This is a genomic window from Caloramator sp. Dgby_cultured_2 (genome assembly GCF_028872215.1).
GTDB lineage: Bacteria > Bacillota > Clostridia > Clostridiales > Caloramatoraceae > Caloramator > Caloramator australicus.
In genome coordinates this window covers 664,286-689,476 of the sequence record NZ_CP118396.1, presented here as the reverse complement: position 1 = coordinate 689,476, position 25,191 = coordinate 664,286, and the positions used below count along the sequence as shown (strand labels likewise).

Genomic DNA, 25,191 nt, shown 5'->3' with positions numbered 1-25,191 from the left:
CATTCCCCTTTCTTATTATTTTTCTATTAAACTATTTCCTGTCATTTCTGCAGGAATTGGTAAACCCATAAGATCTATTATAGTAGGAGCAATGTCAGCTAATTTACCACCATCTTTTAACTTTATATCTCCTTCTCCTACTACGATAAAAGGAACATAGTTTGTAGTATGTGCTGTATAAGGTTCTCCTGTTTCATAATCTACCATTAGCTCAGCATTTCCATGGTCAGCAGTTATATACGCTGCCCCACCTTTGCTTAATACCCTATTTACAACTTTTCCAAGGCATTCATCAACTGCTTTTATTGCAGAAACTGCTGCTTCATAAACTCCAGTATGCCCAACCATATCTGGGTTTGCATAGTTTAATATAATAAAATCATATTTATCGCTATCTATCATTTCTATTACTTTATCAGTTACTTCATATGCACTCATTTCAGGCTTTAAGTCATAGGTCGCAACCTTTGGTGAAGGAATCAATATTCTGTCTTCATCCTTATTGGGTGCTTCAACTCCTCCATTAAAGAAGAATGTAACATGGGCATATTTTTCTGTTTCTGCAATTCTTAATTGTTTTAATCCTAAATTACTTAAGTATTCTCCGAAGGTGTTTTTATATTTTTCAGGCTTATAGGCAATTTCAACATTTTCTATAGTTTTATCATATTGAGTCATGCAAACGAAAAATACTTTAAAATATTTTCTCTCAAATCCAGCAAAATCAACATCTACAATAGACCTTGTTATCTGTCTTGCTCTATCTGGCCTGAAATTAAAGAATATAACTGAATCGTTTTCCTTTAATATAGCCACCGGTTTATCTTCTTCAACTATAACTGTTGGAATTACAAATTCATCCGTTTTATTTTCTTCATAGGACTTTTCAACAGCTTCCCTTGCAGATCTTGCAATTTCACCTTCACCTTTAACTATTGCATTATAAGCAAGCTGCGTCCTCTCCCATCTTTTATCCCTATCCATAGCATAATATCTACCTGATATGGTTGCTATTTTACCTACTCCTAATTGTTTCATATAATTTTCTAATCTATCTACATAATCTAACGCACATTGAGGTGGAACATCTCTTCCATCAAGGAAGGCATGAACATAAACATTATTAAGGCCATTGTCTTTGCAAAGTTTTAATAGTGCCTCTAAATGTTCTATATGGCTATGAACTCCACCATCGGATAAAAGTCCAAAAAGGTGCATTGATGAATTATGAATTTTGCAATTTTCTATAGCCTTTAAAAAGGCTTCATTTTTAAAGAAATTTCCTTCTTCTATTTCCTTATTTATTCTTGTAAATTCTTGATATATTATTCTTCCTGCACCAATGTTTAAATGTCCTACTTCAGAATTCCCCATTTGTCCTTTTGGAAGTCCTACATCAAGGCCTGATGCACTCAATTTTGTATGGGGATAATTTTGCCAATAAAATTTAAAATTTTTAGGATCTGCGTTTTCTATTGCATTCCACTCTTTTTTATCGTTAATTCCCCAGCCATCAAGTATAATTAATATTCTTGGCCTTTTAACCATCTTAATCCTCCTTATAGTTTACAATTGCTGCAAATTCTGTAGCGTTTAAACTTGCACCACCAACCAAGGCACCGCCTATATCGCTTTGTGCCATCTGTTCTTTTATTGTGGATGGTTTAACGCTTCCTCCATATTGTATTCTAATTTCTTCTGCTGCATCATTTCCAAAATTTTCACGTATGTAATTTCTAATAAACTTTATAACGTCATTTGCATCCTCAGCTGTGGCAGTTTTACCTGTTCCTATAGCCCATACAGGCTCATAGGCTATAACCATTTTAGCAACTTTAGCTTTATCTAAACCGTCTAAGTCCTTTTTAATTGTTCTTTTATAACTTCATACGTTCTATTTTCTTCTCTTTCCTTTAAGGTTTCTCCAACACAAAGTATAGGCGTTAAACCATGGACAAAAGCAGCCTTTACTTTTTTATTTATAAGCTCATCGTCTTCTTTAAATATCATTCTTCTTTCGCTATGTCCTAAGATTACATATTCTACCCCTAATTCCTTTAGCATTATAGGAGATACTTCTCCTGTAAAGGCTCCGTTTTCTTCAAAATACATGTTCTGTGCTCCGACTTTAATATTTGTATCTTCAACCAAAGTTATAACCTGAGCTAAAGATGTAAAGGGCGGGCAAACAACCACTTCACATTTTGCATCCTTTACCTTATCCCTAAGTTCTATAATAAGCTGTGCAGCTTCCCTTGCAGTTTTATTCATTTTCCAATTACCTGCAATTATTGGTCTTCTCATTATTTTTCCTCCTCAAAATTGTTGCCTAAGTTAAGATAAGGAAGGAAGATACTTAGTATCTTCCTATTTATCATTTAATGCTGCAATTCCTGGAAGTTCTAAGCCTTCAAGGAATTCTAAAGAAGCTCCTCCTCCTGTTGATATGTGGGTCATCTTTTCTGAATATCCTAGTTGCTCTACTGCTGCTGCAGAATCTCCTCCTCCGATTATAGTTGTAGCATCAAGTTTTGAAAGCGCTTCTGCAACAGCTTTAGTTCCAACTGCAAATGCTGGCATTTCAAATACACCCATTGGTCCATTCCATATAACAGTTTTAGCATCACTTAAAGCTTCTTCATAAAGCTTTATAGTTTTTGGCCCGATATCAAGTCCCATGTATCCTTCTGGAATTTCAACATCTACTGTCATATGCTCTGCATCTGCCTTGAATTCCTTTGCAACTACATGATCTACAGGAAGATAGATTTTAACTCCCTTTGTTTGTGCTTTTTCAAGCATTTCCTTTGCATATTCTATCTTATCTTCCTCTAACAATGAGTTTCCAATGTTAAGCCCTTGAGCCTTTAGGAATGTATAAGCCATACCACCGCCGATAATAAGCTTATCAACTTTTTCTAATAGATTATTAATAACTCCTATTTTATCTGAAACCTTTGCGCCTCCTAATATTGCTACAAACGGTCTTTCAGGATTTTCAAGGGCCTTACCCATTATTGTAATTTCCTTTTCAATTAGAAATCCTGCAACAGCTGGAATAAATTGAGCTATTCCTGCTGTAGATGAATGAGCTCTATGGGCAGTTCCAAAGGCATCATTAACAAATATATCAGCAAGGGATGCAAGTTTTTTAGCAAAATCTAAGTCATTCTTAGTTTCTGTCTTTACAAATCTTACGTTTTCTAAAAGAACAACGTCTCCCTCTTTCATTTCAGAGGTAAGTCTAATTGCATTTTCTCCAACAACTTCAGGATCCTCTGCAAGCTTAACTTCCTTATTAAGAAGTTGTGATAATCTTTCTGCTACTGGCTTTAGGCTATATTTAGGATCATATCCTTCCTTGGGTCTCCCAAGGTGTGACATAAGGATAACCTTTGCTCCGTTTTCAATTAAATATTTGATAGTTGGAAGTGCAGCAACAATTCTTCTATCGTCAGTTATATTGCCATCTTTATCCTGTGGAACGTTAAAGTCACATCTTACTATAACCTTTTTGCCCTTAACATCTATATCTCTCACAGTTTTTTATTCATATATTCCCCTCCATTCTGAAAGTAATGTCCGGCCTTGACCGGACATTTATATTACATTCTTTCAGCTATATAATTTACTAGGTCCACAACTCTATTTGAATAACCCCATTCATTATCATACCATGCAACAACTTTTACCATGTTATCTATAACCATTGTTGAAAGTCCATCTACTATTGATGATCTTTCATCTCCCTTGTAATCCATTGAAACAAGTGGTTCATCTGAGTAACCTAAAATGCCTTTAAGTTCTCCTTCAGCTGCTGCCTTTAATGCTGCGTTTACTTCTTCAACTGTTGTTGGCTTTTGAACTTCGCAAACTAGGTCTGTTACAGAAACAGTTGGAGTTGGAACTCTTAGTGCAAAACCATTGAGTTTTCCCTTTAATTCAGGAAGAACTTTACCAACTGCCTTTGCGGCACCAGTTGTTGTTGGTATTATTGATTGGGCAGCTGCTCTTGCTCTTCTTAAATCCTTATGTGGTAAATCTAATATTCTTTGGTCGTTTGTATATGAGTGAACAGTTGTCATTAAACCTTTGATTATACCAAATTTTTCATGTAAAACTTTAGCAAATGGAGCTAAGCAGTTTGTTGTGCAGGATGCATTTGAAATAATATGGTGATTTGCAGGATCATAATCCTTTTCGTTTACTCCCATTACTATTGTTATATCTTCATCTGTAGCTGGAGCTGTTATAACAACCTTCTTAGCACCTGCTTCAATATGAGCCATTGCCTTTTCCTTCTTTGTGAATAAACCAGTTGATTCGATTACAATGTCTACTCCAAGATCCTTCCATGGTAAATTCTTTGGATCCTTTTCAGCATAAATTCTAATTTCCTTACCATTTACAATTATTGCATTTTCCTTAGCTTCAACAGTGCCTTCAAATTTTCCGTAGAGTGAGTCATATTTCAAAAGATGAGCAAGGGTTGGAGCATCTGTTAAATCGTTTATTGCTACTATTTCTACGTCCTTATTTAGTCTTGTTTGTGCAATTTTAAACACGTTTCTTCCTATTCTTCCAAAACCATTAATAGCAACTTTAATTGTCATAATATCCCTCCTAAATATGTAAAATTTTTTATTTTAAGTAAAAGATTAAACTTTTACTTGCTATGCAATATGTTAATAATCTCGTTGGCTGCGGCTTCATCTGTTACAAGGGCCATATTAGGATTGTTTACTCTTGTTGCTATAATCGCCTCAGCCTTATTTTTTCCCCGGCAATCGCCACTACATTCTTAATATTTTTCACATCGTAAAAATTTATACCAATAGAAGGTGTTCTAAATATTGCCTCACCGTTTTTATTAAAATAATACCCAAAGGCTTCTGCAACTGCACCTTTGTCTATCAGCTCATTTATCTGCTCAGGTGGCATTCCTCTTCTTTTTGACATTTCATCGGCTCTGCCTATACCAAAGATTAACAAGTCAGATTTTGATAAGACATCTAATATTTCTTTAACTTCTGGCTCATTTGCGATGGTTTCTAAAGTTTCTGAACTAATATTATCAGGGACATGCAAAAGTCTATAATTTGCATTTATTTTTTGCTAAATTTGCCGTTAAAGTATTTGCCTGAATCTCTACATCTCTTCCAATACCGCCTCTTGCTGGAAGAACTAGAACATCCTTTGTATTAATCTTTGGAAAATTTTCAACGACTTGGGCTACTGAAGTTCCTCCCGTTAACGATATAATCGAGCCTTCATGTATTAGCTCCTTTATATAATTTGCACATACCCTACCCATTTCCTTTAAAACGGTTCTATCCTTTTCACTATCTCCCGGAACTATAATTACTCTTTTTATTTTAAGCAATTTTTGAACTTTTTCTTCTAAATGTTTATAATCATTTAAAACATAGATAATTTCCTTTAGCTCTTCAAGGATTTTCTCACCATCTTTAGTCAAAATCATCCCTATTGGATTAACCTCTACTAATCCTTGATTTTTCAAAAACTCAACTTCTGTTCTTACAATTCTTTCACCTAAATTAAGTTCCTGGGATAATGCTCTTCTTCCTACAGGTTGATTGTAATATATAGTTTTTAATATTTCATACCTTTTCTTTAATAGGTCTATCATCTCGGGAATAATCTTTTGTTGTATTGAAAGGACTTTTTCAAGAAAAATCACTCCTCAAGTGCTTTAAATATGGGACTTAATTTGTCCCTATGTTGTTAATTTTGTCCCTCTTTCTAAATCAAATATATCACTTTTATTTATTTTTTTCAATAGCCTATTTAACATTTTTATCTAATTTTCTTAAATTTGAAGGTAAAATATTCATTTCCTCCCTATACTTTGTTACTGTCCTTCTTGAAATCTTAATACCCTTTTCCAATAAAAGGTCTGATATTTGAACATCTGAATAGGGTCTTCTTTTGTCCTCATTTGTTATTATTTCTTTTATTAATCTCTTTATATATTCAACAGATATCCTATCATCTTCTTGCGAAATCCCTCTTGATAAAAGGTCCTTTGCCAGCATTATTCCCTTTGGTGTTTGGACATATTTATTATTAACGGTTCTACTTATGGTAGATTCATGTAAGTTAGTTACCTTCGCTATATCACTAAGATATATAGTTTTTTGTAGTCCATTTTTAAATAAATACTCTTTTTGCTCCTTTGCAATATACGAAAATATTTTTTCAATGGTATTTTTCCGATTTTCTATGGCTTTTATTAGTGCAAAGGCTTTCTTGATCTTATCTTTAACAAATTCCCTTTCAAGGGTATCTCCATTTGCTAATATATCTACATACATTTTATTTATTTTAAGATTAGGTATTCTTTTATCCATTATTTCTACTTTAATTTCGTCTTTAATCTTATCAAAAAGGATAACTGCATCTGGAAAGATATATTGTGAAGAACTTTCCCTATAAACTAACCCAGGTTTAGGATTTAGTTTTTTAATCACATTAATATAGTAAATTATTTTTTCTTTTTCTAGCCCTAAACACTTAGAAAGTTTTGTATAGTTTAGCTTTCCAACGTCCTCTAAATGTTCTTCTATAAGTTTTATTATTATATCATCTGCACATCCTGAATTGATCAATTGTATCTTTAAGCATTCCTTTAAATCCCTAGCACAAACACCGTATGGTTCAAAGGTCTGAATAGTTCTAATCAATTCTTTTACTTCCTCTGTCCTAACCCTAAGTTCCTTTGCTAAATCATCTATAGAGAGCATAAGATATCCAGCCTCATCTAAATTATCAATTATATATTTCCCAATTCTATATTTTTTATTATCAAGTTTTAAAAGTCTTAATTGTTCAAGTAAAATATCCCTAAGAATTAGCTCCTTATTTTCTATAAATTCTTTTTGAATATTTTCATCGCTATTCTCCCTATAAGAAATGCTTTCATCATAGGACATTAATTGAATAAATTTTTTATCCTCTTCCTCATCTATGTCTAAAAGAGGATTTACCTCAATCTCTTCATAAACATATTTTTCCAAATCCAACACATTCATTTGTAAAATTTTTAAGGATAAATTCATATCTTGTGTTAAAATGAGTTTGTTTTCCATTTTTAAATTCAAGTCAAATTGCAACATATTCTTCCCCCACTGTAAAAAATAATCTAATTGTATTATACAAAAAATAAACAGGCATTGTAGCCTGTTTATCTTTCACCCTTTGTATATGGAATTCCATCTGCTGCTGGTGGAGTAGTTTTTCCAACAAATCCAGCAAGCATAAGCATAGTTAAAAGATATGGGAAGGAATAATAAACCTCATCTGGAACCTTCCATCCAAATCCCTGTGCAACGATTCTAAAGGCTTCAGCAAAGCCAAATAACAAGCTTGCTGCAAGAGCTCCAAAAGGTTTCCAGTTTCCAAATATCATAGCCGCTAGTGCTATAAAACCTTTACCGCTTACCATACCCTCTCTAAACAGGTTTGTAGCACCGAGGGATAGCGCAGCTCCGCCTAATCCTGCAAAGGCTCCTGATAAAAGAACGCATAAATATCTCATTTTATAAACATTAATACCTAAAGTATCTGATGCCTTTGGATGCTCACCAACTGATCTAATTCTAAGTCCAAGAGGTGTATAGTAGAGCATTAAATGAAGAAGTAACGCTAAACCAAAGGCAATAAAAACAAACCAGTTAAGCTCTGCTAAGAGATTACCTATTAACGGAATTCCCTTAAAAATTCCTTAGGATAGCTAAGCTGTGTAACACCGTCAGTTTGACCATCTCTTGCAAATATCTTAAAGAGTAAAAAGCTCATTAAAGCTGCAGAAAATATATTGATTGAAACACCAGAGATTGTTTGGTCTGCTCTTAAGTTTATACTCAATACAGCATGAATTAGTGCTATTCCCATTCCTGCTATAATGGCAAATAACATTCCGACCCAAGCATTGTTTGTAAGGAATGATCCTAAAACTCCAAAAATGCTCCAGCTATCATTATACCTTCAAGTCCTATATTTACAACGCCCGATCTTTCTGATATTACGCCACCCAAGGCTGCGAAAATTATAGGAGTTGCCAATCTTAATGTAGCTGCAATTAATGAAACGAATAGGGAGATCGTTATGCTATGCATTCTTGATTGCCTCCTTTTTCTTCTTTTCTTTCAACCATTTGTATATATAATCAGCAGCTACAAATATAATTATTATACCCTGGATTATATATACAATTTGCTTTGGTATTCTAAACTTTTGAAGTATTCTAGCACTTGAGTTCAAGCCACCAAACAATAGTGATGAGAATAAAACTCCAATAGGATGGCTTTTTGCAAGTAAGGCAACAGCTATTCCATCAAAACCATAATTAGTAAATCCAACAAGCTGATGGGCTTTATGAATAGTTCCAGCAACGTGAGCAGCTCCACCAAGACCTGCTATTGCCCCTGAAATTACCATTGCCAAAATGATATTTTTCTTTGAATTAATACCGCCATATTCTGCAGCATGCATATTAAGTCCCACTGCTCTTAATTCATATCCAATTGTTGTTTTCCAAAGCAGCCAATATATAACGAATATCAAAGCAATACCAATAAACAATCCAACATTTACTCTTTCTGAGGGGCTTAAAAATCTATATAATTGTGCTGATTCTAAAATCATTTTTGATGAAGCTGAGCCTTCCCTATGAATAGGCCCCTTAACGAAATAGTTTGAAACATTCATTGCGATAAAATTCATCATTATAGTATTAACAACTTCGTTAGTTCCAACCTTTGCCTTTAAATATCCAGGAATTGCTGCCCACACTGCACCAAAAATCAATCCACCTAATAAAACTAATGTAACATGAATTGGTGCGGGAATCCCAGGAATTAAACCAATAAGTGCTGCTGCAAGCATCCCCATTATAAACTGTCCCTCAACACCAATATTAAATAAACCTGTTCTAAAGGCTACAGAGTGTGCAAGTCCTGTAAATATAAGTGGTGTCATTGCAACTAATGTTTCTATAAAATTTGCCCTTTTACCGAATGTTCCTTCCCAAATAGCTGAAAATAATGTTGCTGCTCCATCAAAAATCCTAAATTTTTTGCCCACATTACAAAAATACTGCAACAAACAATCCTAAAAGAATTGCAATGAGAGGGAACATTAAAACGTCTATTGCCTTTTTAATAAAATCATTAAAAGCTACATTTTTGTTTTATTGTTTATCATGTTCTCCCTCCTTCTTGTTTAAAGTTCCTCCTGCCATGAGGATACCCAATTCCATTTCATTAGTCTTGTCAGCATCTAAAATTCCTACTATCTTTCCATCATACATAACTGCAATTCTATCTGAAAGGGCCATTACTTCATCAAGTTCAAGGGAAACTAATAGAACTGCCTTGCCCTTATCTCTTTCTTCTACTAACCTCTTATGAATATATTCAATTGCTCCAACATCTAGTCCTCTTGTTGGTTGTGTCGCTATTAAAAGTTCTGGGTCCTTTGTAATTTCTCTTGCAGCAATAAATTTTTGCTGATTACCACCTGATAGTGCCCCTGCATGAACCTCTTCATTTGGAGTTCTAACATCAAAATCGTTTATTAACTTTTTAGCATGTTCTCTAATAACGTCATAATTCATTATAATTCCCTTTGAGAAAGGCTCCTTATCATGTTGACCCAAAACGGCGTTTTCAGTTAACGAGAATTTTAAAACCAAACCATGTTTATGTCTGTCCTCTGGAATATTACTAATACCAGCCTCTATGATTTCCTTTGGTGCTCTGTTTGTTAAATCATTGCCCTTTAAGATTACTCTTCCACCAGTTGCCCTTCTAAGTCCTGTTATAACCTCAACAAGCTCAGTTTGTCCGTTACCATCGACACCTGCAATACCAAGTATTTCGCCTGACCTTACTTCTAAATCAACACCCTTTAATTTAGGCAGCTTCCTATGATCCAAAGCCTGAAGATTTTCAATTTTTAATACAACATCTCCTACCTTTGCTGGTTTCTTTTCAACTACCAAATTCACCTTTCTACCAACCATCATCTCTGCAAGGGTATCCATGTCAACATCCTTTGTATTTACTGTATCTACTACCTTACCCCTACGAACTATTGTTACTCTATCACTCATATTCATAACTTCTTTTAATTTATGAGTAATTAAAATAATTGATTTTCCTTCCTTTACAAGATTCTTTAGAATCTGTCCCAATTCTTCTATTTCCTGAGGAGTTAAAACTGCTGTAGGCTCATCCAATATTAATATCTCTGCTCCTCTATATAAAGCCTTTAATATTTCAACTTTTTGCTGCTGTCCAACAGTAATGTCTTCTATAATGCTATTTGGATCAACATTAAATCCATATTTATCAGCAAGCTCTTTTACATCCTTTATTGCCTTTTGTAATCTATTTTAAAACCAAAGGCTGTTTTAGGCTCACTACCTAATATTATATTTTCAGCAACTGTAAAATTATGAACAAGCATAAAATGTTGATGAACCATGCCTATTCCCATAGCTATAGCATCTGATGGTCCCTTTATATTAACCTTCTTTCCATTAACATAAATTTCTCCTTTATCTGGTTGATAAAGACCATATAAAATATTCATTAACGTTGTTTTTCCAGCACCATTTTCACCAAGTAGAACGTGAATTTCACCTTTTCTAAGTTCGAAATCTACATTATCGTTTGCAATAACTCCGGGAAATATTTTGGTGATACCTCTCATTTCAATAACTTTTTCCACTTATAATCCTCCTTCCTAAGCGTTTAAAAAGCTAGATGCTTACGCATCTAGCATGCAATCATATTTGTGGTGCTTGGAATGTATCAACTTCAGCAGGCTTAGTTGGAACTGTGAATTTACCATCAATAATAGCTTGCTTATATTTATTTGCAAGATCAATTACTTCCTGTGGAACAGCTGGATTAATAGTTGGTGATATTCCAACACCATCTTCCTTTAAGCCGAGAACTACTGTTCCTGATGCGAATGTTCCTTCTATTGCTGCCTTTGAAGCAGTATATGTTGCAGTGTCAACTCTCTTAATCATTGATGCTAATATAACATCAGCTTTATCTGGAATTAGAACTGCTTGGTCTGAGTCAACACCAATTGCCCACTTTTTCATTTCCTTTGCAGCATTGAAAAGTCCTATTCCTACACCACCAGCTGCATGGTAAATAACGTCTGCACCATCGTTATACATTTTCTTTGCAATTTCATACCCTAATGCAACATCGCTGAAGCTGTTTGCATATTGAACAAGAACCTTAGCATTTGGATTTACAGCCTTAACACCTGCTCTAAATCCAGCTTCAAATTTTTCAATAAGTTCAAACTTAATTCCACCAAGGAATCCTATTATGTTTGTTTTAGTCATCTTACCAGCTATAACACCCATTAAGAAGGAACCTTCTTCTTCTTTGAATACATAAGAAGCAACGTTTGGAAGATCTACAACTGAGTCAATAATCGCAAACTTCTTATCAGGATTGTTTTGTGCTACTGCCTTAATAGCATCTGCCATCTTAAAGCCAACGCCAAATACTAAATCATTGTCAGCCGCTAAAGTTGTGAGATTTGGTTCATAATCATCTGCTGATTTTGATTCAATAATTTGTGGGTCGATTCCGTATTCTGCTTTGATTTTTTCAAGTCCTGCAATAGCTGCATCGTTGAAGGATTTATCTCCCTTTCCTCCTTCATCAGTAGCAAGACCAATTTTAATTTGAGTTTGATCTGTAGGTTGTTGTGCTTCCTTCTTTGCACAACCTGCAAAAAGACCTGCAACAAGAGTTAATGTTGCAATTAAAGCAATAAGTCTTTTCATTTTTGTTCCCCTTTATTTTAGTTTTCATATTAAATATATTCTTTGCAGAATTCTAAAATCCTGCAAAATTTTCTACTATTTACAAAATGTTCAAAATGCACAAAATTGTTATATAGGATGCATATATTAATATACGACATTTTTATAAAATAATCAAGAAGAATTTTTGAAATATATTATTATTTGAAATAAAATAAAATAATTCAAAAAATTTTTTATTTATAAAATTATATAAAATTGGCACCTTAATTTTAAGGTGCCAATAAATTATCAATTTTATGCTATATATCCCTTAGATTTTAAAACATTTATTGCCTTTTCTTCATCTTCATCTGCAACTAGTATTATTGGGCCTGTGCATCCCATGCCGCTTTCTGAATAAATTCCATTTGCCCAAAGCTCTTTTACTGCATTTTCAAGTTCTAATATATCAACACCAGCAATTTGAGCTGTAACAACCTTTTTAGGTGGTGCTGTAACTTCCTTAACTTCAGCCGGCTGATTTGACTTGGTAATCTTCGATAAAATTTCTTTAAGTCCTGCTTTGTTTGCCTTTTCAAATTCTTCTTTTGCTATATTAATTATGTTGTTTTGAGCACAAGTTGCACAAAATCTTAACGCTTCACAAACAACTGGTGCACCTGAAGCCCTTGAAATAATGCAAATTAATCTTTCATATCCTTCACCTATTCCTGGCCCATATCCATATCCTAAGGCTTCATAATCTCCACCTGTTGTAAAGGATGAGAATATTTTTACTAAAAGATTACCTGTCAAAGAGTCCATTACCATAACATCCGTTGAACCTGCGAGAAGGTCATTTCCCCTCATTACAACTCCACCATCGGATCTTATGGACTCTGCAAAATTTATATCATAACCATTTTCCTTAAGCTCCTTAAGAGCCTTTTCAACCTGTCTTGCACCATCTACATTTAATATTCCAACTGTTGGATTTTTAATACCACATGCTTTTGCTGTAATTACTCCATATATTGCATTTTTAACCATACCCTCAACTCTATTTGTTGATGAGGTTCCTGTTGTAGTAGAAAGTATCAATTCTCTGCCTTTTCCTGGGGTAATAACTCTACCTACAGTTGAAACACCAATTGGGAAATTATAATGTTGTGTTACACAGCCATGTATTTCCCTTTATCTAACAGCTCTTCCATTAGCTTGTGTCCTTCTTCATCATTTGCAACTTCATAAACAGTTAAATTAGTTTCAACCTTTGGTCCAATTAAAACCACTTCAAAATCTGAGTATTTTCTTGTTGCAAGTTCAGCAGCTTTAACAAGCTCCTCTACCCCATGTTCGCTACCAAATGTAGTTAAACCTATCCTAACTTTTTGCCAAAAGTTCCACTTTTTATCGCATCGGCTATTTCGTTAAATACTTCACCGATTAGCCTCTTTACATTTTCATTAGCCATAGTATCACCTCTTACTTTTGAAGTAGATATGAGGCAAATTCCTTCATAGCTTCTGCCACCATGTTCTTTACTTCTTCCTTTGAAATTGTTGTATCTTCTTGCTTTCCTGGATTCTTTTCAACAACAAAGGATATACCATCAAATAGATTTGTCATTCTTGCAAGGAACAAGCTTCCCTTACCAACAAGCATAAATCTATTCATAGTTCCATTAAGTATCTTTTCAACACCAAAACCAATTATCGGAACTCCTGATGGAACGTGTCCTTGTGTTGGAGCAAAACCAACATAACCGCAATTCTTTGCAAATTCTGCCATCTTAGCCTTTTCTATTTGACCCTTCATAACAGCAAGAGCTGCAATCATCTTATAGTTAGAAGCTGGAACATCTCCTGCCCCTGCTGTTTCTGTAGCATCTGGGTTTTGCATTTCTGTTGAATATTTATCTATATCAGTAAACTTTAATCCTAATTTCTCAAGTGGTTTTGCAACAATTGCTTCCATAACAGCTTGTGGTGTTGCACCAGAGCCTATGTTATGCTTCCCTATTGCATCAGTTCTTATAATTGGATGAACACCATCGTTTTCTGATACTAAAACTGCAAAGCCACCTAAAACATCCTCAACAATTGGGAATCCCTTTTAACATGGTCCTTACCGTTCATACCGAGTTTTGCAGTAGCGCCACCGCCTACAACAACGATATTCTTAAATACCCCTGATTGAACTAATCCAGCAGCGTTTACAAGGGCATGAGTTGGACCTGCACAGAAACCTCTGATATCGCATCCTGTTGCATTCTTAAGACCTACCACTTCACCGATAGCCTTTGCGAAGTTTCCTCCGCCTCTTTGATTCATATCACCGCAAGCTTCTTCTGAACATTCTATTATGTAATCTATCTCATCCTTGTTAATTCCCAATTTATCTATTAAATGTAAAACTGCTAAAACTCCTGATGCCTTAACAGCTAAATTTTCTGTAATAACATGTGCTGATAAATTTTTATCAAATTCATGGGCTCTTTTTACGCATCCTACTAATTTTCCATCCATGTAAAGTCCTTCTGCTATTCCTGAATCCACCATCTTTTCAATTTCTGATGCATCAACACCTTCACCAAGTTTTGCTGCATAGTCCTTTAATAACTTGTGGGCTTCAAATTTAGCTTTAACTTGATTTGTAAATTCCTTTTCTAATTTTACAAGGTCAAAGGCATCGCTAATTTTAATAAGACCATAAAACTCATCTTGAGGCATAATTTCTCCAAATTTTCCAAATCTAGTAGCCCCTTCTAGTTTATGATTAAACCATGGCCTTGATAATTTTGCCAATTCTTCAGGATCATAATTGCCTATGTATGTCTGTGTTACTGGATATGCAACTACGTCTTCAAATGGTCTTAAATGTTCAACAGCCTTTTTAAATAATCCGAAGCTGGGTTAATTTCTCTTTCTAATGTTTGAGTTGTTCCATTGTGCATAACCATATCTGGAGTATGCACTAAAATATAACTTGCACCTTTTAATACTGGAAACATAATAACACCTCCATTAAAATTATAGGTCGGGGTTTAGGGATAACCCCTTAAAATCCCGACCCTTAATATTAGTCTTCAAAAACTGTTTGTTCATGAATTTCAGTTTGTAATGCTTTAAGAGCCTTTTCAACAAGCTTTCTTCTTAATGCTTTTTCCTCTTCATGCGATAATGATGGATTTCCAAGTGGGTGAGGAATAGCAACTGTTGGAACTATTCTGTTTGCTCCAACTGTCTTTGAAATTGGAACAATTGTGCACATATGAACTACTGGAAGTCCTGCTCTTTCAATTTCTTTTACCATCGTTGCTCCGCAACGTGTGCAGGTACCTCAAGTAGAAGTTAGAATTACAGCCTGAACGCCGTCAGCAATAAGTTGTCTTGCAATTTCTTGACCAAATTTAGCAGCATTCTTAACTGCAGTTCCGTTACCAACTGTTGAATAATAGTATCTGTGTAGCGATCCAATCTTGCCTTCTTTTTCTAAATCTCTAAGAACGTCCACAGGTAATACTCTGTCTGCATCTTGATTTGCATATACTGGGTCATATCCCCCATGGGCTGTTTCGTATGTTTCAGGAGTTAAATCATAAACTCCTTCAATATCATATTTTCCAAATTTGCTTGCACTTGAACTTTCAATTCTATCTGGATTACCCTTTGGAACTATACCACCTGATGTAACAAGTGCAATCTTTGCTTTTGTAATATCAGCTATAGGTGGATTTGGTGCAACTCTATCAAATACAGGCATCTTAAATTCAGTTTCAAATGGTTCACCCTTAATCTTTTTAATGAGCATATCAACTGCTCTCTTTGAACCTCTCTCTTCAGCGAAATAGTTCTTTCTAATTCCTCTTTCTATATAGCCTTCCTGTGCTGGTGTTCCTATTTCTTCACCCTTTGCAAGCTTTAAGGCAAGTGCAGCCATCTTTGGAACAGCATCCCTCATGCCAACTGCACTGCCTTTAGTAGAAATTATATAAAGATCTTTTTTGTATAAGTCAACACCTGGATTTTCAATATACATACCAGTTACGACTGGTATTCCAAGTTCATCCTTAACAGCCTTTGCAATAGTTGCACAAGCTGTTCCATATCTTCCAGCGTTAAATGCTGGTCCTGCAATAAATATATCTGGGCTATATTTTTTACCATTTCAAGTATTTGCTTTAAAGCAGCATCAGTATTTTCTGCAAAATATGAGTCACCGCATATAACTGTGGCAACAATCTGAGCTTCTCCTTTAAAGGCATTATTTAATGCCATACCTGGTCCTACAAATCCTTCTCTAACTTCTGGGGCAATATGTGCCTTTTCTTCCCCACCAATGTTGGCAAAGAATTGGTTTAGATAATGAACAACTTTAAACATTTAAAATTTTCCCTCCTCTCGGCGGCTTAATCAGTCCTTAAATTGGCTGAACTGCTCCCTTATACCGCTAACTTCTCTGCTTATAGCCTCAACATCAAGAACCATTTCCATCATGCCACATTGTTCTTCATAAACAGCAGCATCGCACTCTTCTTTTATTACAGGTTCGAGGATGTGATATACCCTAAGTCCTAATGCAACTCCTGCTAATGGTCCTGCATAAGTTGGGTCACCAGCAGTTACTGTTTCTGCTGAAAGTCCTGCAGATTCAGCTTCAGAAGTTCCTAAAAGAACAACTATATTTTCAGCCCCATATTGTTCAGTTAAATCTTTAACTCTTTGTTGGATCTCCAGATCCATTGCACCTGCAGCCGTTCAAACAAAACATTCAGTTGATGTAAATACAACTTCTGCTCCTGCACTCTTTGCACATTCTTCTATTGCTGGGCCTGGGATTCCATCTCTATCGCCAATTGCTATAACCTTTCTATCCTTTAAAATCATATAAATACCTCCTTTTGAAATTGTTTTTCAATTAGAATGTCTTTGCAGATAAATATCCAAATCCTACTTCTGATGTTGCACCTGTTATAACTTGAATTTCTGCTTCTATTGATCCATCTGGTCTTAAGGAACCTGCAAAGCCACCTGCGATAACATCTGCAGCTTCTGGATGGCCTATTACCTTCTTCATTGGAGGTAACACAATAACTTCATTTGCATTACCTGCAGTAACAACTGCATCTCCCTTTGGAGTTGAGTCTGCGAGGGATTGTGATGAACCGCCTCTTCCTGCATACTCATCAGTTACAAGAACAGCCTTTATGCCCTTTTCTTCTATCTTATAGCAGTTCATAACAAGGTCAGCATCTGGATTACCAAATCCTTCTTCTGAAATAATAACTGCATCTGCACCTAAGAATTCTACAAGCTTTGCAGTATAGTTTGATGATCTTTCCTTATCAGCAAGATATACGTTTTCATTTGTTATAACACAACCTAAGAAGTTGATATCCTTACCATGTCTTTCATATAAATCTTCAATAATTGGATGATTCATATGAACATAAGTTGGGTTCTTATCACATGCTGATACGCAGTTACCACTGATTATAGCACCATCAAATACTTCTGTTGGATAAATGAATGTTGGTATAATCTTCTTTGCATCAACACCATATACATAAGTATCATGCAACAAACCTTGACTTTGGAGCATGTAAACATAAATAACCTTTGGAAGATTTGGATATTGTGCTACTTGCTGTAAAAGTGGTAATGTTTCATAAACCTTAACTTCATCAGGTGTTACGTTCTTGCCTGCCTTTCCTAAATAAGTAGCAGCTTTTAATCCAACCATTCTTACAGCTTCTTCATGCTCATGTTGTGGAAGATTATCAACTGGTTCGCATATCATTACAACATTATGAGTTTTTGAGAATGGAGTATATTTTGCTCCTTCTCCTGACATATCAATAATACCTTCTTGGAAACCAACAATCTTTCCAGTTGTAACTACAGCAGCTCCCTTTAAAACATGAGTTTTTCCTGAGCCAACTGTATCTACCTTTGAGATAAATCCTGGGAAAATTCCTCCTGGTCCTTCCACTTTAACTCTTGGTTCGATAACATCCTTAACTGGGATTATTCTTGCTTCTTCACCGGGATGAACAATGTCAACGTCGATGGATTTTAATCTTTCATCTCCACCTACTTCCTTTAAAAGTTCCTCCTTGTTGATGAAGAGAATACCATTTTCAACTTTAGTTTCTGGACCAAATTGAACGTCCTTAATATAAATTTTTCCTAATTCGAGGCGCAAAGCCTTCACCTCCTTTAAATTTTGAACACTTACAAGATTCTGAAACTTTATGTCAACCTAGCCTTAGGCTAGGTTGTAAGCCTACTTATAAAATCTTTTAATCATTTCTTCTATATCTGCTGCTGAATGAATCTTATCTGGAGTTAAAACCTCTGCCTTTTCTCCATTTACATACATAATCATTGTTGGAAGACCTAAAACCTTTTGTGCAATAGCAAGTCTTCTATTTTCACTTGTATTTAAGCTGCAGAATTTGATCTTATCTCCATACATCTCTTCGAACTTATGAACATCTGGCATAAGTTGCTTACACTTTTCACATTTATCTCCCCAGAAATCAACAAATACCGGCTTTTCAGTATAATTTAAAACCTCAGCTTCAAAATTATCCTTATTTACTTCTAACATTACTATCCCTCCTATTTGTTAAATTTTTCATTAATATATTCTTCTGCAGCAACAGCAGCAATAGCACCGTCAGCAGCTGCAGTAATAACCTGTCTTAACATCTTCACCCTAACGTCACCGGCAGCGAATACACCTTCTACATTGGTTCTCATTTCTTCATCAGTTGGAATGTATCCCTTTTCATCAAGGGCTATCTTTCCTTCGAAAACCTTAGTTATTGGATCTAGACCTACAAATACAAATACACCATTTACAGGAACCTCTGAAACCTCACCAGTTTGAAGATTTTTAACAACTAAACCTTCAAGTATTTCATCGCCTTTAGCTTCTTCAACAACACTATTTAATATAAACTTAATCTTTGGATGGTTCATAGCCTTTTCAACTAAGTATTTAGCTGCTCTAAATGTATCTCTTCTATGTATAATTGTTACGCTTTCTGCAAACTTTGTTAAATATAAAGCTTCTGTTATAGCTGAATCGCCACCACCAATAACTGCAACGTCTAATCCTTCAAAGAAATCTGCATCACATGTTGCACAGTAGGATACTCCTCTTCCTCTTAATTCAATTTCCCCTTAAATCCTGCAAGTCTTGGAGCTGCACCTGTTGCAATAATTACAGTTTTACCGTGATATTCCCCTTCTTTTCCCTTAACCACCTTAATATCTCCTGAGAAATCTACATCTACAACTTCATCATAAACAAATTTTGTTCCAAATTCCTCTGCTTGATGTTTCATTCTTTCTGTTAAAGCTGGACCTGTGCAATTTTCAATTGATCCTGGATAATTTTCAAGTTCTGCAGTTGTAGCAGCTTGACCTCCAAATACACCCTTTTCGATAATCAATACATCAAGTTTTGATCTTGACCCATAAAGACCTGCTGCAAGTCCAGCTGGTCCTCCTCCAATTATAACTATGTCATAAACATGATTTGACATTTTACCACCCCTTATCTGTTTAATGCATTATATATTAAATCAAAATCGATAACTTTAAAATCATAAAGAACATTTTCCGGCCATTCCCTTGGCGGTTTATTCTTTATTAAATTTTCTGCTGTTTCTATACTTTTCTCTATATACATTAACGAGTCAACATCTAACTCATCCGATTTTTTAAACTTAAAGCTACACTTTTATAGGGTGTCTGATTAGGCTTTATACTACCCATTAGAGGATGGGTTAATAATTTATGATGTTTATGAATAAAGTCCCTAACTTTATATAAAACATCTAAAAGCTTACCATCTACAAATTCTACTTGATGTTTGTCCTTAAATTTTTCTAAAGCCATATCATTATTCGTTACTATTATTACCTTTTCCATTTAAAATTACACCTCATAAAGTTAAAAACTTTAAATATTAAATAAAAAGAGGATGCAATGTTTGCCATTACATCCTCTGCTTGCCCAGAGTTCTGTCAGCAAATAGTTCTTTTGCCTGAGAGTATCATTAGGTTCGGCTAACCTAACTTACCCCTTCGGCGCCCATCAGGGTCTCTCCTACTTGCTTCATCCAGACATTATTTAACTTTCAATTATATTATATTATAAATTAACATAAATTGCTATTGTTTTTTCAATATTATTAATAAATTTAAATAATTTCCTGCAAATTTTTGTAAATATTACAAGAAAAATTACTATTTACTGAAAAAGCATATTCCAACAACACCCGGTCCTGAGTAAGTAGCTATAACAGTCCCTGCTATAAAATTAAGTATCTTTTCAATATTGTATCTTTCTTTTACCATCGTTCCTAATTGTTCTCTTTCTTCAAAATATGAAACCGTTCCAACAGCTATAGGCTTAGAAGTATCAACATCCATTTCTTCTAAATATTCTGTAAGTCTTTCTATAGCCCTCTTTAGTCCCCTAACTTTATCATATACATATAATTTACCATCCTCCATATGGATTATAGGTTTAATATTTAATATTTTTGCAATTGTTGCCTGAGCACCAGATAATCTCCCACCTTTTTAATATATTCAAGATCATCAACAGCAAAGGCTACTCTTACTTTTTGCTATATTCCTTCAAAGTATCCACAACTTCTTTTATAGCTTTGCCTTGTTTTAATAATTCAATAGCTAAAAGAACTAAAAGTCCTGTTCCAAAACTTACAACCTTTGAATCGATAATGTGAATCTTATCCGTATTTAACATTTCTTTTGCTATATTTGCTGATTGAAAAGTTCCACTAACACCAGAGGACAAATGAATTGAAATGATTTCTTTTCCTTCATCAATAAATTTTTTATATACATCGTAAAATTCCTTTGGGTTAACTTGGGATGTTTTAGGCAATTCATCAGATTCATCTAAAAAGCTTATTAACTCATCGATGGATAAATCCACTCCATCTTTATAAGACATACCTTTGTAAGTTACAGTTAAAGGGACAACTACAACTCCATGTTTTTCAATTATATCCTTAGAAAGGTCTGCTGTGCTATCTGTTACAATTACTATATTTTCCATAGAAACCTCCTTGTTTATTTCATATTTGGAAAGCCAATTTGCCTTAACGCTTCGAACATGATAATAGCTGCTGAATTTGACAAGTTCAAGGATCTATCGGTAGTCTCAACCATTGGGATCCTTATAAGGTTTTCCTTTAAAAGATCCCTTATGTAATCAGGAACACCTGAGGATTCCCTTCCAAAAATAATAAAATCTCCTACATTATATTGAACATCAGTATATAATTTTTTCCCTCGGGTTGTCGATAAAAACATTCTTTTACCTTTATGTTTTTCATAGAATTCTTCAAAACTTTCATAATAATGCACATCTAAATCTTTCCAATAATCCATTCCGGCTCTTTTTAAGTATTTATCTGTAAGCAGAAATCCTAATGGTTTTATTAAATGAAGTGAAGAATTTGTTAAAACACAAGTTCTTCCAATATTGCCTGTATTCTGAGGAATCTCAGGCTGATATAAAACTATATTTAAATTCAATATTATCCCTCCTGAATTCTTTTAATCTTATTTTAACAATCATTTAAAATTTATTCAAGCAGAGTTATCATAAATAAAAGGCATCCATAGCGGATGCCAAATAATTATTTAATAATATGCTTTTCATTCCAAATTTCCTCTGCAACCCTTGCCCATTCATTTGCATAATACATTAGCTTTTCCGATAACTCATCTACTGTTTCATCATCGTTTAATTGTGTTGAATATGCATTAGTTTCATGAACCATTTCCTTTAAGGCTTCTGGATTATCAATTAACGGACAGGGCCTTAATTGATTTTCATTAAATGGCTGTCTCTTTCTATATGCCTTAAATAAAGGAGATTGTAACACTTCCAAAAGTGAGTGTTCTTTTATATTCATATTTGAATAATGGATAAAAGCACACGGTTCACAATCTCCATTTGCATTGATATGGAAATACCTTCTTCCACCTGCTATACACCCTCGTGAAAATTCGCCGTCATTCCAAAAATCCAGAACAAAAATAGGATCCTTTGCTCTTATTTCATTAATTCTTTTATACATATATTTTCTTTGCTCAGGAGTTGCCATAAAGTTAACATCACTGTCTTTTCCAACAGGGACATAAGTAAAATACCAGCCGAATCTACAACCCTTTTCAATCATAAGATCTATATATTCTTGTGATGCAACAGCTTCCGTATTGTATCTGTGATAAGTAGTAGAGAAGCCAAAAACACAACCTGCTTCTTTTAATATATCCATTGCCTTCATAACTGCTTTAAAAGTTCCCTTTCCACGTCTCATATCAGTTTCTTCTTCAAAACCCTCTATACTAAAGGCTACTGCAAAGTTTCCTACCCTTTGCATTTCCTTAGCAAATTCTTCATCTATTAATGTTCCATTTGTAAAGGATAAAAATGCACAATCATCGTGCTTTTCACATAATTTTATTATATCATTCTTTCTAATTAAAGGTTCTCCACCTGAGAAAATATACATATAGATTCCAAGCTGTTTTCCTTCAGTTACAATTCTATCAAGAGTTTCAAAGTCTAAGTTCCATGTTTTATACATTCCAGCCCAGCATCCTATACAATTAAGATTACATGCTGACGTTGGATCCATCAAAATAGCCCATGGAATGTTACAATCATATTTCTTCTCATTTTCAAGCTGCATAGGAATGCCAAAGAAAGTTGCATTTAAAAAGTAATTTATACCGATTTTTTCTCTAACATTAGGATGCGTCTCTGTTAAGAGCTTGTAAGTATACTTATACCAATTGCTATCTTTGTCATCAAGATATTTTTTTATGGATGCTATATATTTTTTATCCTGTTCCCTTATTACTATCTTTTCTGCCCAATTGATTAGCTTAGGAAGATTCTTCTCAGGTTCTTTCAAAACATACTTTACAACTTCCTTTATTGCTGCCTCTCCTAATCTTGTCTTAGCCAAATTCATTGTAAAACCCCTTTTCCCTTACTATTAAATACTTATTACAAATGATTAAAAAAAATTCCATATTTAATTATACACCTATTTGTTAAAATTGTATTTTTTAGCAGTTAAATTAACATAAAAAATAGCACAACTAATTGTGCTATTTTAAAAATCTACTAATTATCTTATTTCTATGGATTTTTACTGCCTTCTGAGGGCATAACTCATGGCAACAAAAACATCTTATACAGGTTTTATAATCAACATGTGGTTTGTTATTCACCATTTTAATGGCCTTTGGTGGGCACACATCATGGCATCTGTTGCATCCTATACAAACATCATATTGAAAAACTGGTCTTGGTGAAAGATAATAGGTTAAGAATTCCTCAACTCTTTTAGGAACTCTTCCTCTAAAAAAGTTAACGCTTTTTGTATTTGGGAGCTTATATTTTAATATAAAATTATTTATATTTTCACCTTCAAATTCTATGTCATCTATCCTCCCTGTGCATAAATTCCTTTCAATAGCCCTTTGAACTGTCGGAACATCTTCAGGATTTATTCCCATAACATAAGAACCAGCAACATCTAAATAATATGGATTAAAGGATGCCAATATAAGACCAGTTTTTTAGGCACTCCTGCAGTTGGTCCATCCCCTCCATTCCAACAATACCATCGATTATAGAAAAATGAGGCTTTACTGTCTCACAAATATCTACAAGCAAATTTGAAAAGTCTTTTATATCTGGCATTTTTAAATGATATTCTGCTTTATAAATTCCGGGTATCATCCCAAATAAAACTTTTACAGCACCTGTATATAATGCCATCCCATGAGTTTTTAACTTCGAAATGGTTATAATTTTATCGCATTCAAAGGGTGGTTTAATCATGTTTAATTTTTTTATCATACAATTTTCAGGAGTTAAAAAATCTTCTGTTCGGCAGTCATAATTTAATTTTGAACCGGAATTTTTAGCTGCCTCTTCAATGCCACAAACTTTATAAAGGGATTTCAAAACCTTTTCGTTATATGGTCCTCCTGGACTATCCCCGATTATAACATCGCAGCCATAATCCACTAATTTTTTGCCACAGCTTCAACTACCATAGGATGGGTTGTTGCGGCATCATCTGGATGTTTTTTCATAACAAGATTAATCTTTAAAAAACTTTATCATTTTTATTTACAACTTTGCCTATCCCACCAGCCATATCAAAAATTTTATCAATTGCACTATAAACCTCTTCTCTATTATAATTTTCACACTTTGATAAAAATACCTTTTCCATAATGACCCCCTTATAATATATAATTTTCAATAAATTTTGCTATACCATCATTGTCATTAGAATCTATTATCAAATCTGCAATATTCTTTAATTCTTCGGTTGCATTACCCATAGCAATCCCAAGCCCTGCGTATTCTACCATTGATATATCGTTTTCATTATCACCAATACAGATTACTTCATCGCTTTTTAAATTATAATAATCAGCTAGTATTTTAACAGCATTACCCTTTGATGTGTTCTCCGCCATAATTTCAAAATTATTATCAAAAGAAGAAAAACAGAAACATCCATGTTGTTTTTTATATGTTCTTTAAGTTTAAAAAGTTTATCCAATTCATCTGACATAACAACGATTTTAAGAATGTCATTTTCTTGGATTACATCATATAAATCTTTAACTATTTCAACTTTAACCCTTTCATTCTCCGGAATTTGCTGATTCCATAAGGTATAATTTTTTGATGAATAAATTAATTTTGTAGAGTAAATGGTATCTTCAGTAAAGACATGAGGAATAAATCCTTCATTTTCTGCAAGCTTAATTATTTCCTTTGCCTTTTCCTTTTGTAAGCATTTTTTATATATAATTCTATCTTCATCCTTTTCTCTAATATAGGCACCATTTGAAGCAATAATAGGAGCTTTAGTCCCAATTAGCTTTGCATAAAATAAAGCCGAAGTAAAAATTCTTCCTGTGCATACTACAAGCTTAATACCTTTTTGGTCAGCCTTTTTAAAGCCATCTTAGTGCGTTCTGTTATCTCCTTATTACTATTTAACAATGTCCCATCCATATCCATTGCAATCATCTTATATCTCATTTTATTGCCTCCTCAGTCAATATATTCCACCTCGAATCTTTTAATGAATCTATCTAATATTTTAACAAATTTATTTGAAAATAATATGCTAAATATTATGTTGCCAATAGCATGCATAGAATCAAATACTAAGCTGCTTGCTACACCAAGTAAAACCGCATTAATGGTTAATGGGCGAATAAACCCCACAACAAACCACATATCCAATATTATTCCATAAATAAACCCCCACAAGCCACAAAAATCGTA

16 protein-coding genes, 12 pseudogenes and 1 riboswitch are annotated in these 25,191 nt (G+C 34.1%); all 28 genes and pseudogenes read right to left on the bottom strand.

The window, feature by feature from the left end:
- Positions 1 to 15: 15 nt before the first annotated feature.
- The 28 genes and pseudogenes from gpmI to PWK10_RS04465 all read right to left on the bottom strand — a co-directional run bounded on the left by gpmI (position 16) and on the right by PWK10_RS04465 (position 25,143).
- Positions 16 to 1,548: a 2,3-bisphosphoglycerate-independent phosphoglycerate mutase gene (gpmI, locus tag PWK10_RS04600; RefSeq protein WP_274767520.1), complete on the bottom strand. Its 1,533-nt coding sequence runs from the start codon at positions 1,546 to 1,548 to the stop codon at positions 16 to 18.
- 1 nt (position 1,549) lies between these two features.
- Positions 1,550 to 2,304, bottom strand: a pseudogene (tpiA, locus tag PWK10_RS04595) (triose-phosphate isomerase).
- A gap of 63 nt (positions 2,305 to 2,367) precedes the next feature.
- Positions 2,368 to 3,540, bottom strand: coding sequence for a phosphoglycerate kinase (locus PWK10_RS04590; RefSeq protein WP_274767519.1), 1,173 nt, complete (start codon positions 3,538 to 3,540; stop codon positions 2,368 to 2,370).
- Positions 3,541 to 3,605: 65 nt separating this feature from the next.
- Entirely contained in the window at positions 3,606 to 4,613 is a 1,008-nt protein-coding gene (gene gap / locus PWK10_RS04585; protein WP_274767518.1) for a type I glyceraldehyde-3-phosphate dehydrogenase, read from the bottom strand.
- A gap of 139 nt (positions 4,614 to 4,752) precedes the next feature.
- A pseudogene (locus PWK10_RS04580) lies at positions 4,753 to 5,650 on the bottom strand (sugar-binding transcriptional regulator).
- 154 nt (positions 5,651 to 5,804) lie between these two features.
- A complete protein-coding gene (gene rpoN / locus PWK10_RS04575) occupies positions 5,805 to 7,136 on the bottom strand; it encodes an RNA polymerase factor sigma-54 (protein WP_274767517.1) in 1,332 nt (443 codons plus the stop codon).
- A 68-nt stretch (positions 7,137 to 7,204) separates the two neighbouring features.
- A pseudogene (locus PWK10_RS04570) lies at positions 7,205 to 8,138 on the bottom strand (ABC transporter permease).
- Positions 8,131 to 9,160 (bottom strand): annotated as a pseudogene (locus PWK10_RS04565) (ABC transporter permease). The pseudogenes PWK10_RS04570 and PWK10_RS04565 overlap by 8 nt, the downstream one beginning before the upstream one ends.
- A gap of 51 nt (positions 9,161 to 9,211) precedes the next feature.
- Positions 9,212 to 10,755 (bottom strand): annotated as a pseudogene (locus PWK10_RS04560) (ABC transporter ATP-binding protein).
- A gap of 58 nt (positions 10,756 to 10,813) precedes the next feature.
- Positions 10,814 to 11,842, bottom strand: a complete 1,029-nt coding sequence (locus PWK10_RS04555; protein WP_274767516.1) for a BMP family lipoprotein — start codon at positions 11,840 to 11,842, stop codon at positions 10,814 to 10,816.
- A gap of 276 nt (positions 11,843 to 12,118) precedes the next feature.
- Positions 12,119 to 13,277 (bottom strand): annotated as a pseudogene (grdD, locus tag PWK10_RS04550) (glycine/sarcosine/betaine reductase complex component C subunit alpha).
- Positions 13,278 to 13,288: 11 nt separating this feature from the next.
- Positions 13,289 to 14,819: pseudogene (gene grdC / locus PWK10_RS04545) on the bottom strand (glycine/sarcosine/betaine reductase complex component C subunit beta).
- 65 nt (positions 14,820 to 14,884) lie between these two features.
- Positions 14,885 to 16,188 (bottom strand): annotated as a pseudogene (gene grdB / locus PWK10_RS04540) (glycine reductase complex selenoprotein B).
- Between the two features lie 30 nt (positions 16,189 to 16,218).
- Positions 16,219 to 16,692: a glycine/sarcosine/betaine reductase complex selenoprotein A gene (gene grdA / locus PWK10_RS04535; RefSeq protein WP_274767515.1), complete on the bottom strand. Its 474-nt coding sequence runs from the start codon at positions 16,690 to 16,692 to the stop codon at positions 16,219 to 16,221.
- A gap of 31 nt (positions 16,693 to 16,723) precedes the next feature.
- The gene (locus tag PWK10_RS04530) at positions 16,724 to 18,010 is read right to left on the bottom strand and encodes a glycine/sarcosine/betaine reductase component B subunit (RefSeq protein WP_274767514.1); all 1,287 of its coding nucleotides are present in this window, start codon (positions 18,008 to 18,010) and stop codon (positions 16,724 to 16,726) included.
- An 81-nt stretch (positions 18,011 to 18,091) separates the two neighbouring features.
- A complete protein-coding gene (gene trxA / locus PWK10_RS04525) occupies positions 18,092 to 18,418 on the bottom strand; it encodes a thioredoxin TrxA (protein WP_008909695.1) in 327 nt (108 codons plus the stop codon).
- Between the two features lie 11 nt (positions 18,419 to 18,429).
- A pseudogene (trxB, locus tag PWK10_RS04520) lies at positions 18,430 to 19,361 on the bottom strand (thioredoxin-disulfide reductase).
- 11 nt (positions 19,362 to 19,372) lie between these two features.
- Positions 19,373 to 19,716 (bottom strand): annotated as a pseudogene (locus PWK10_RS04515) (GrdX family protein).
- Between the two features lie 126 nt (positions 19,717 to 19,842).
- Positions 19,843 to 19,939, bottom strand: a riboswitch (glycine riboswitch).
- Positions 19,940 to 20,066: 127 nt separating this feature from the next.
- Positions 20,067 to 20,393: pseudogene (locus PWK10_RS04510) on the bottom strand (DegV family protein); the annotation flags it as partial.
- 49 nt (positions 20,394 to 20,442) lie between these two features.
- Entirely contained in the window at positions 20,443 to 20,907 is a 465-nt protein-coding gene (locus tag PWK10_RS04505; RefSeq protein WP_274767513.1) for a DegV family protein, read from the bottom strand.
- A gap of 14 nt (positions 20,908 to 20,921) precedes the next feature.
- Positions 20,922 to 21,389 carry a tRNA (uridine(34)/cytosine(34)/5-carboxymethylaminomethyluridine(34)-2'-O)-methyltransferase TrmL gene (trmL, locus tag PWK10_RS04500; protein WP_008909699.1) on the bottom strand — a complete coding sequence of 156 codons (468 nt, stop codon included), beginning with the start codon at positions 21,387 to 21,389 and terminating at the stop codon, positions 20,922 to 20,924.
- A gap of 104 nt (positions 21,390 to 21,493) precedes the next feature.
- Positions 21,494 to 22,840 carry a radical SAM protein gene (locus PWK10_RS04495; RefSeq protein ID WP_008909700.1) on the bottom strand — a complete coding sequence of 449 codons (1,347 nt, stop codon included), beginning with the start codon at positions 22,838 to 22,840 and terminating at the stop codon, positions 21,494 to 21,496.
- A gap of 139 nt (positions 22,841 to 22,979) precedes the next feature.
- Positions 22,980 to 23,438: a 4Fe-4S dicluster domain-containing protein gene (locus tag PWK10_RS04490; protein WP_274767512.1), complete on the bottom strand. Its 459-nt coding sequence runs from the start codon at positions 23,436 to 23,438 to the stop codon at positions 22,980 to 22,982.
- Positions 23,425 to 23,907 (bottom strand): DUF362 domain-containing protein, encoded by a 483-nt coding sequence (locus PWK10_RS04485; protein WP_274767511.1) that lies wholly within the window; start codon positions 23,905 to 23,907, stop codon positions 23,425 to 23,427. Before PWK10_RS04485 ends, PWK10_RS04490 begins: the two co-directional genes overlap by 14 nt.
- Before the next feature lie 82 nt (positions 23,908 to 23,989).
- Complete coding sequence (locus tag PWK10_RS04480; protein ID WP_274767510.1) at positions 23,990 to 24,118, bottom strand: hypothetical protein; 129 nt, start codon at positions 24,116 to 24,118, stop codon at positions 23,990 to 23,992.
- Between the two features lie 10 nt (positions 24,119 to 24,128).
- A complete protein-coding gene (locus tag PWK10_RS04475) occupies positions 24,129 to 24,368 on the bottom strand; it encodes an HAD hydrolase family protein (RefSeq protein WP_274767509.1) in 240 nt (79 codons plus the stop codon).
- Positions 24,326 to 24,915: pseudogene (locus PWK10_RS19440) on the bottom strand (HAD-IIB family hydrolase). Before PWK10_RS19440 ends, PWK10_RS04475 begins: the two are co-directional and overlap by 43 nt.
- 39 nt (positions 24,916 to 24,954) lie before the next feature.
- Positions 24,955 to 25,143, bottom strand: a complete 189-nt coding sequence (locus PWK10_RS04465; RefSeq protein WP_274767507.1) for a hypothetical protein — start codon at positions 25,141 to 25,143, stop codon at positions 24,955 to 24,957.
- Between the last annotated feature and the right edge of the window lie 48 nt (positions 25,144 to 25,191).

Excerpts from the sequence above, each read along its gene's own strand:
- gpmI (WP_274767520.1), bottom strand. The coding sequence starts at position 1,548 with ATGGTTAAAAGGCCAAGAATATTAATTATACTTGATGGCTGGGGAATT.
- gap (WP_274767518.1), bottom strand. The coding sequence starts at position 4,613 with ATGACAATTAAAGTTGCTATTAATGGTTTTGGAAGAATAGGAAGAAAC.
- rpoN (WP_274767517.1), bottom strand. The coding sequence starts at position 7,136 with ATGTTGCAATTTGACTTGAATTTAAAAATGGAAAACAAACTCATTTTA.
- PWK10_RS04555 (WP_274767516.1), bottom strand. The coding sequence starts at position 11,842 with ATGAAAAGACTTATTGCTTTAATTGCAACATTAACTCTTGTTGCAGGT.
- trxA (WP_008909695.1), bottom strand. The coding sequence starts at position 18,418 with ATGTTAGAAGTAAATAAGGATAATTTTGAAGCTGAGGTTTTAAATTAT.
- PWK10_RS04505 (WP_274767513.1), bottom strand. The coding sequence starts at position 20,907 with ATGGAAAATATAGTAATTGTAACAGATAGCACAGCAGACCTTTCTAAG.
- PWK10_RS04495 (WP_008909700.1), bottom strand. The coding sequence starts at position 22,840 with ATGAATTTGGCTAAGACAAGATTAGGAGAGGCAGCAATAAAGGAAGTT.
- PWK10_RS04480 (WP_274767510.1), bottom strand. The coding sequence starts at position 24,118 with ATGGAAAAGGTATTTTTATCAAAGTGTGAAAATTATAATAGAGAAGAG.
- PWK10_RS04475 (WP_274767509.1), bottom strand. The coding sequence starts at position 24,368 with ATGGCGGAGAACACATCAAAGGGTAATGCTGTTAAAATACTAGCTGAT.
- PWK10_RS04465 (WP_274767507.1), bottom strand. The coding sequence starts at position 25,143 with ATGTGGTTTGTTGTGGGGTTTATTCGCCCATTAACCATTAATGCGGTT.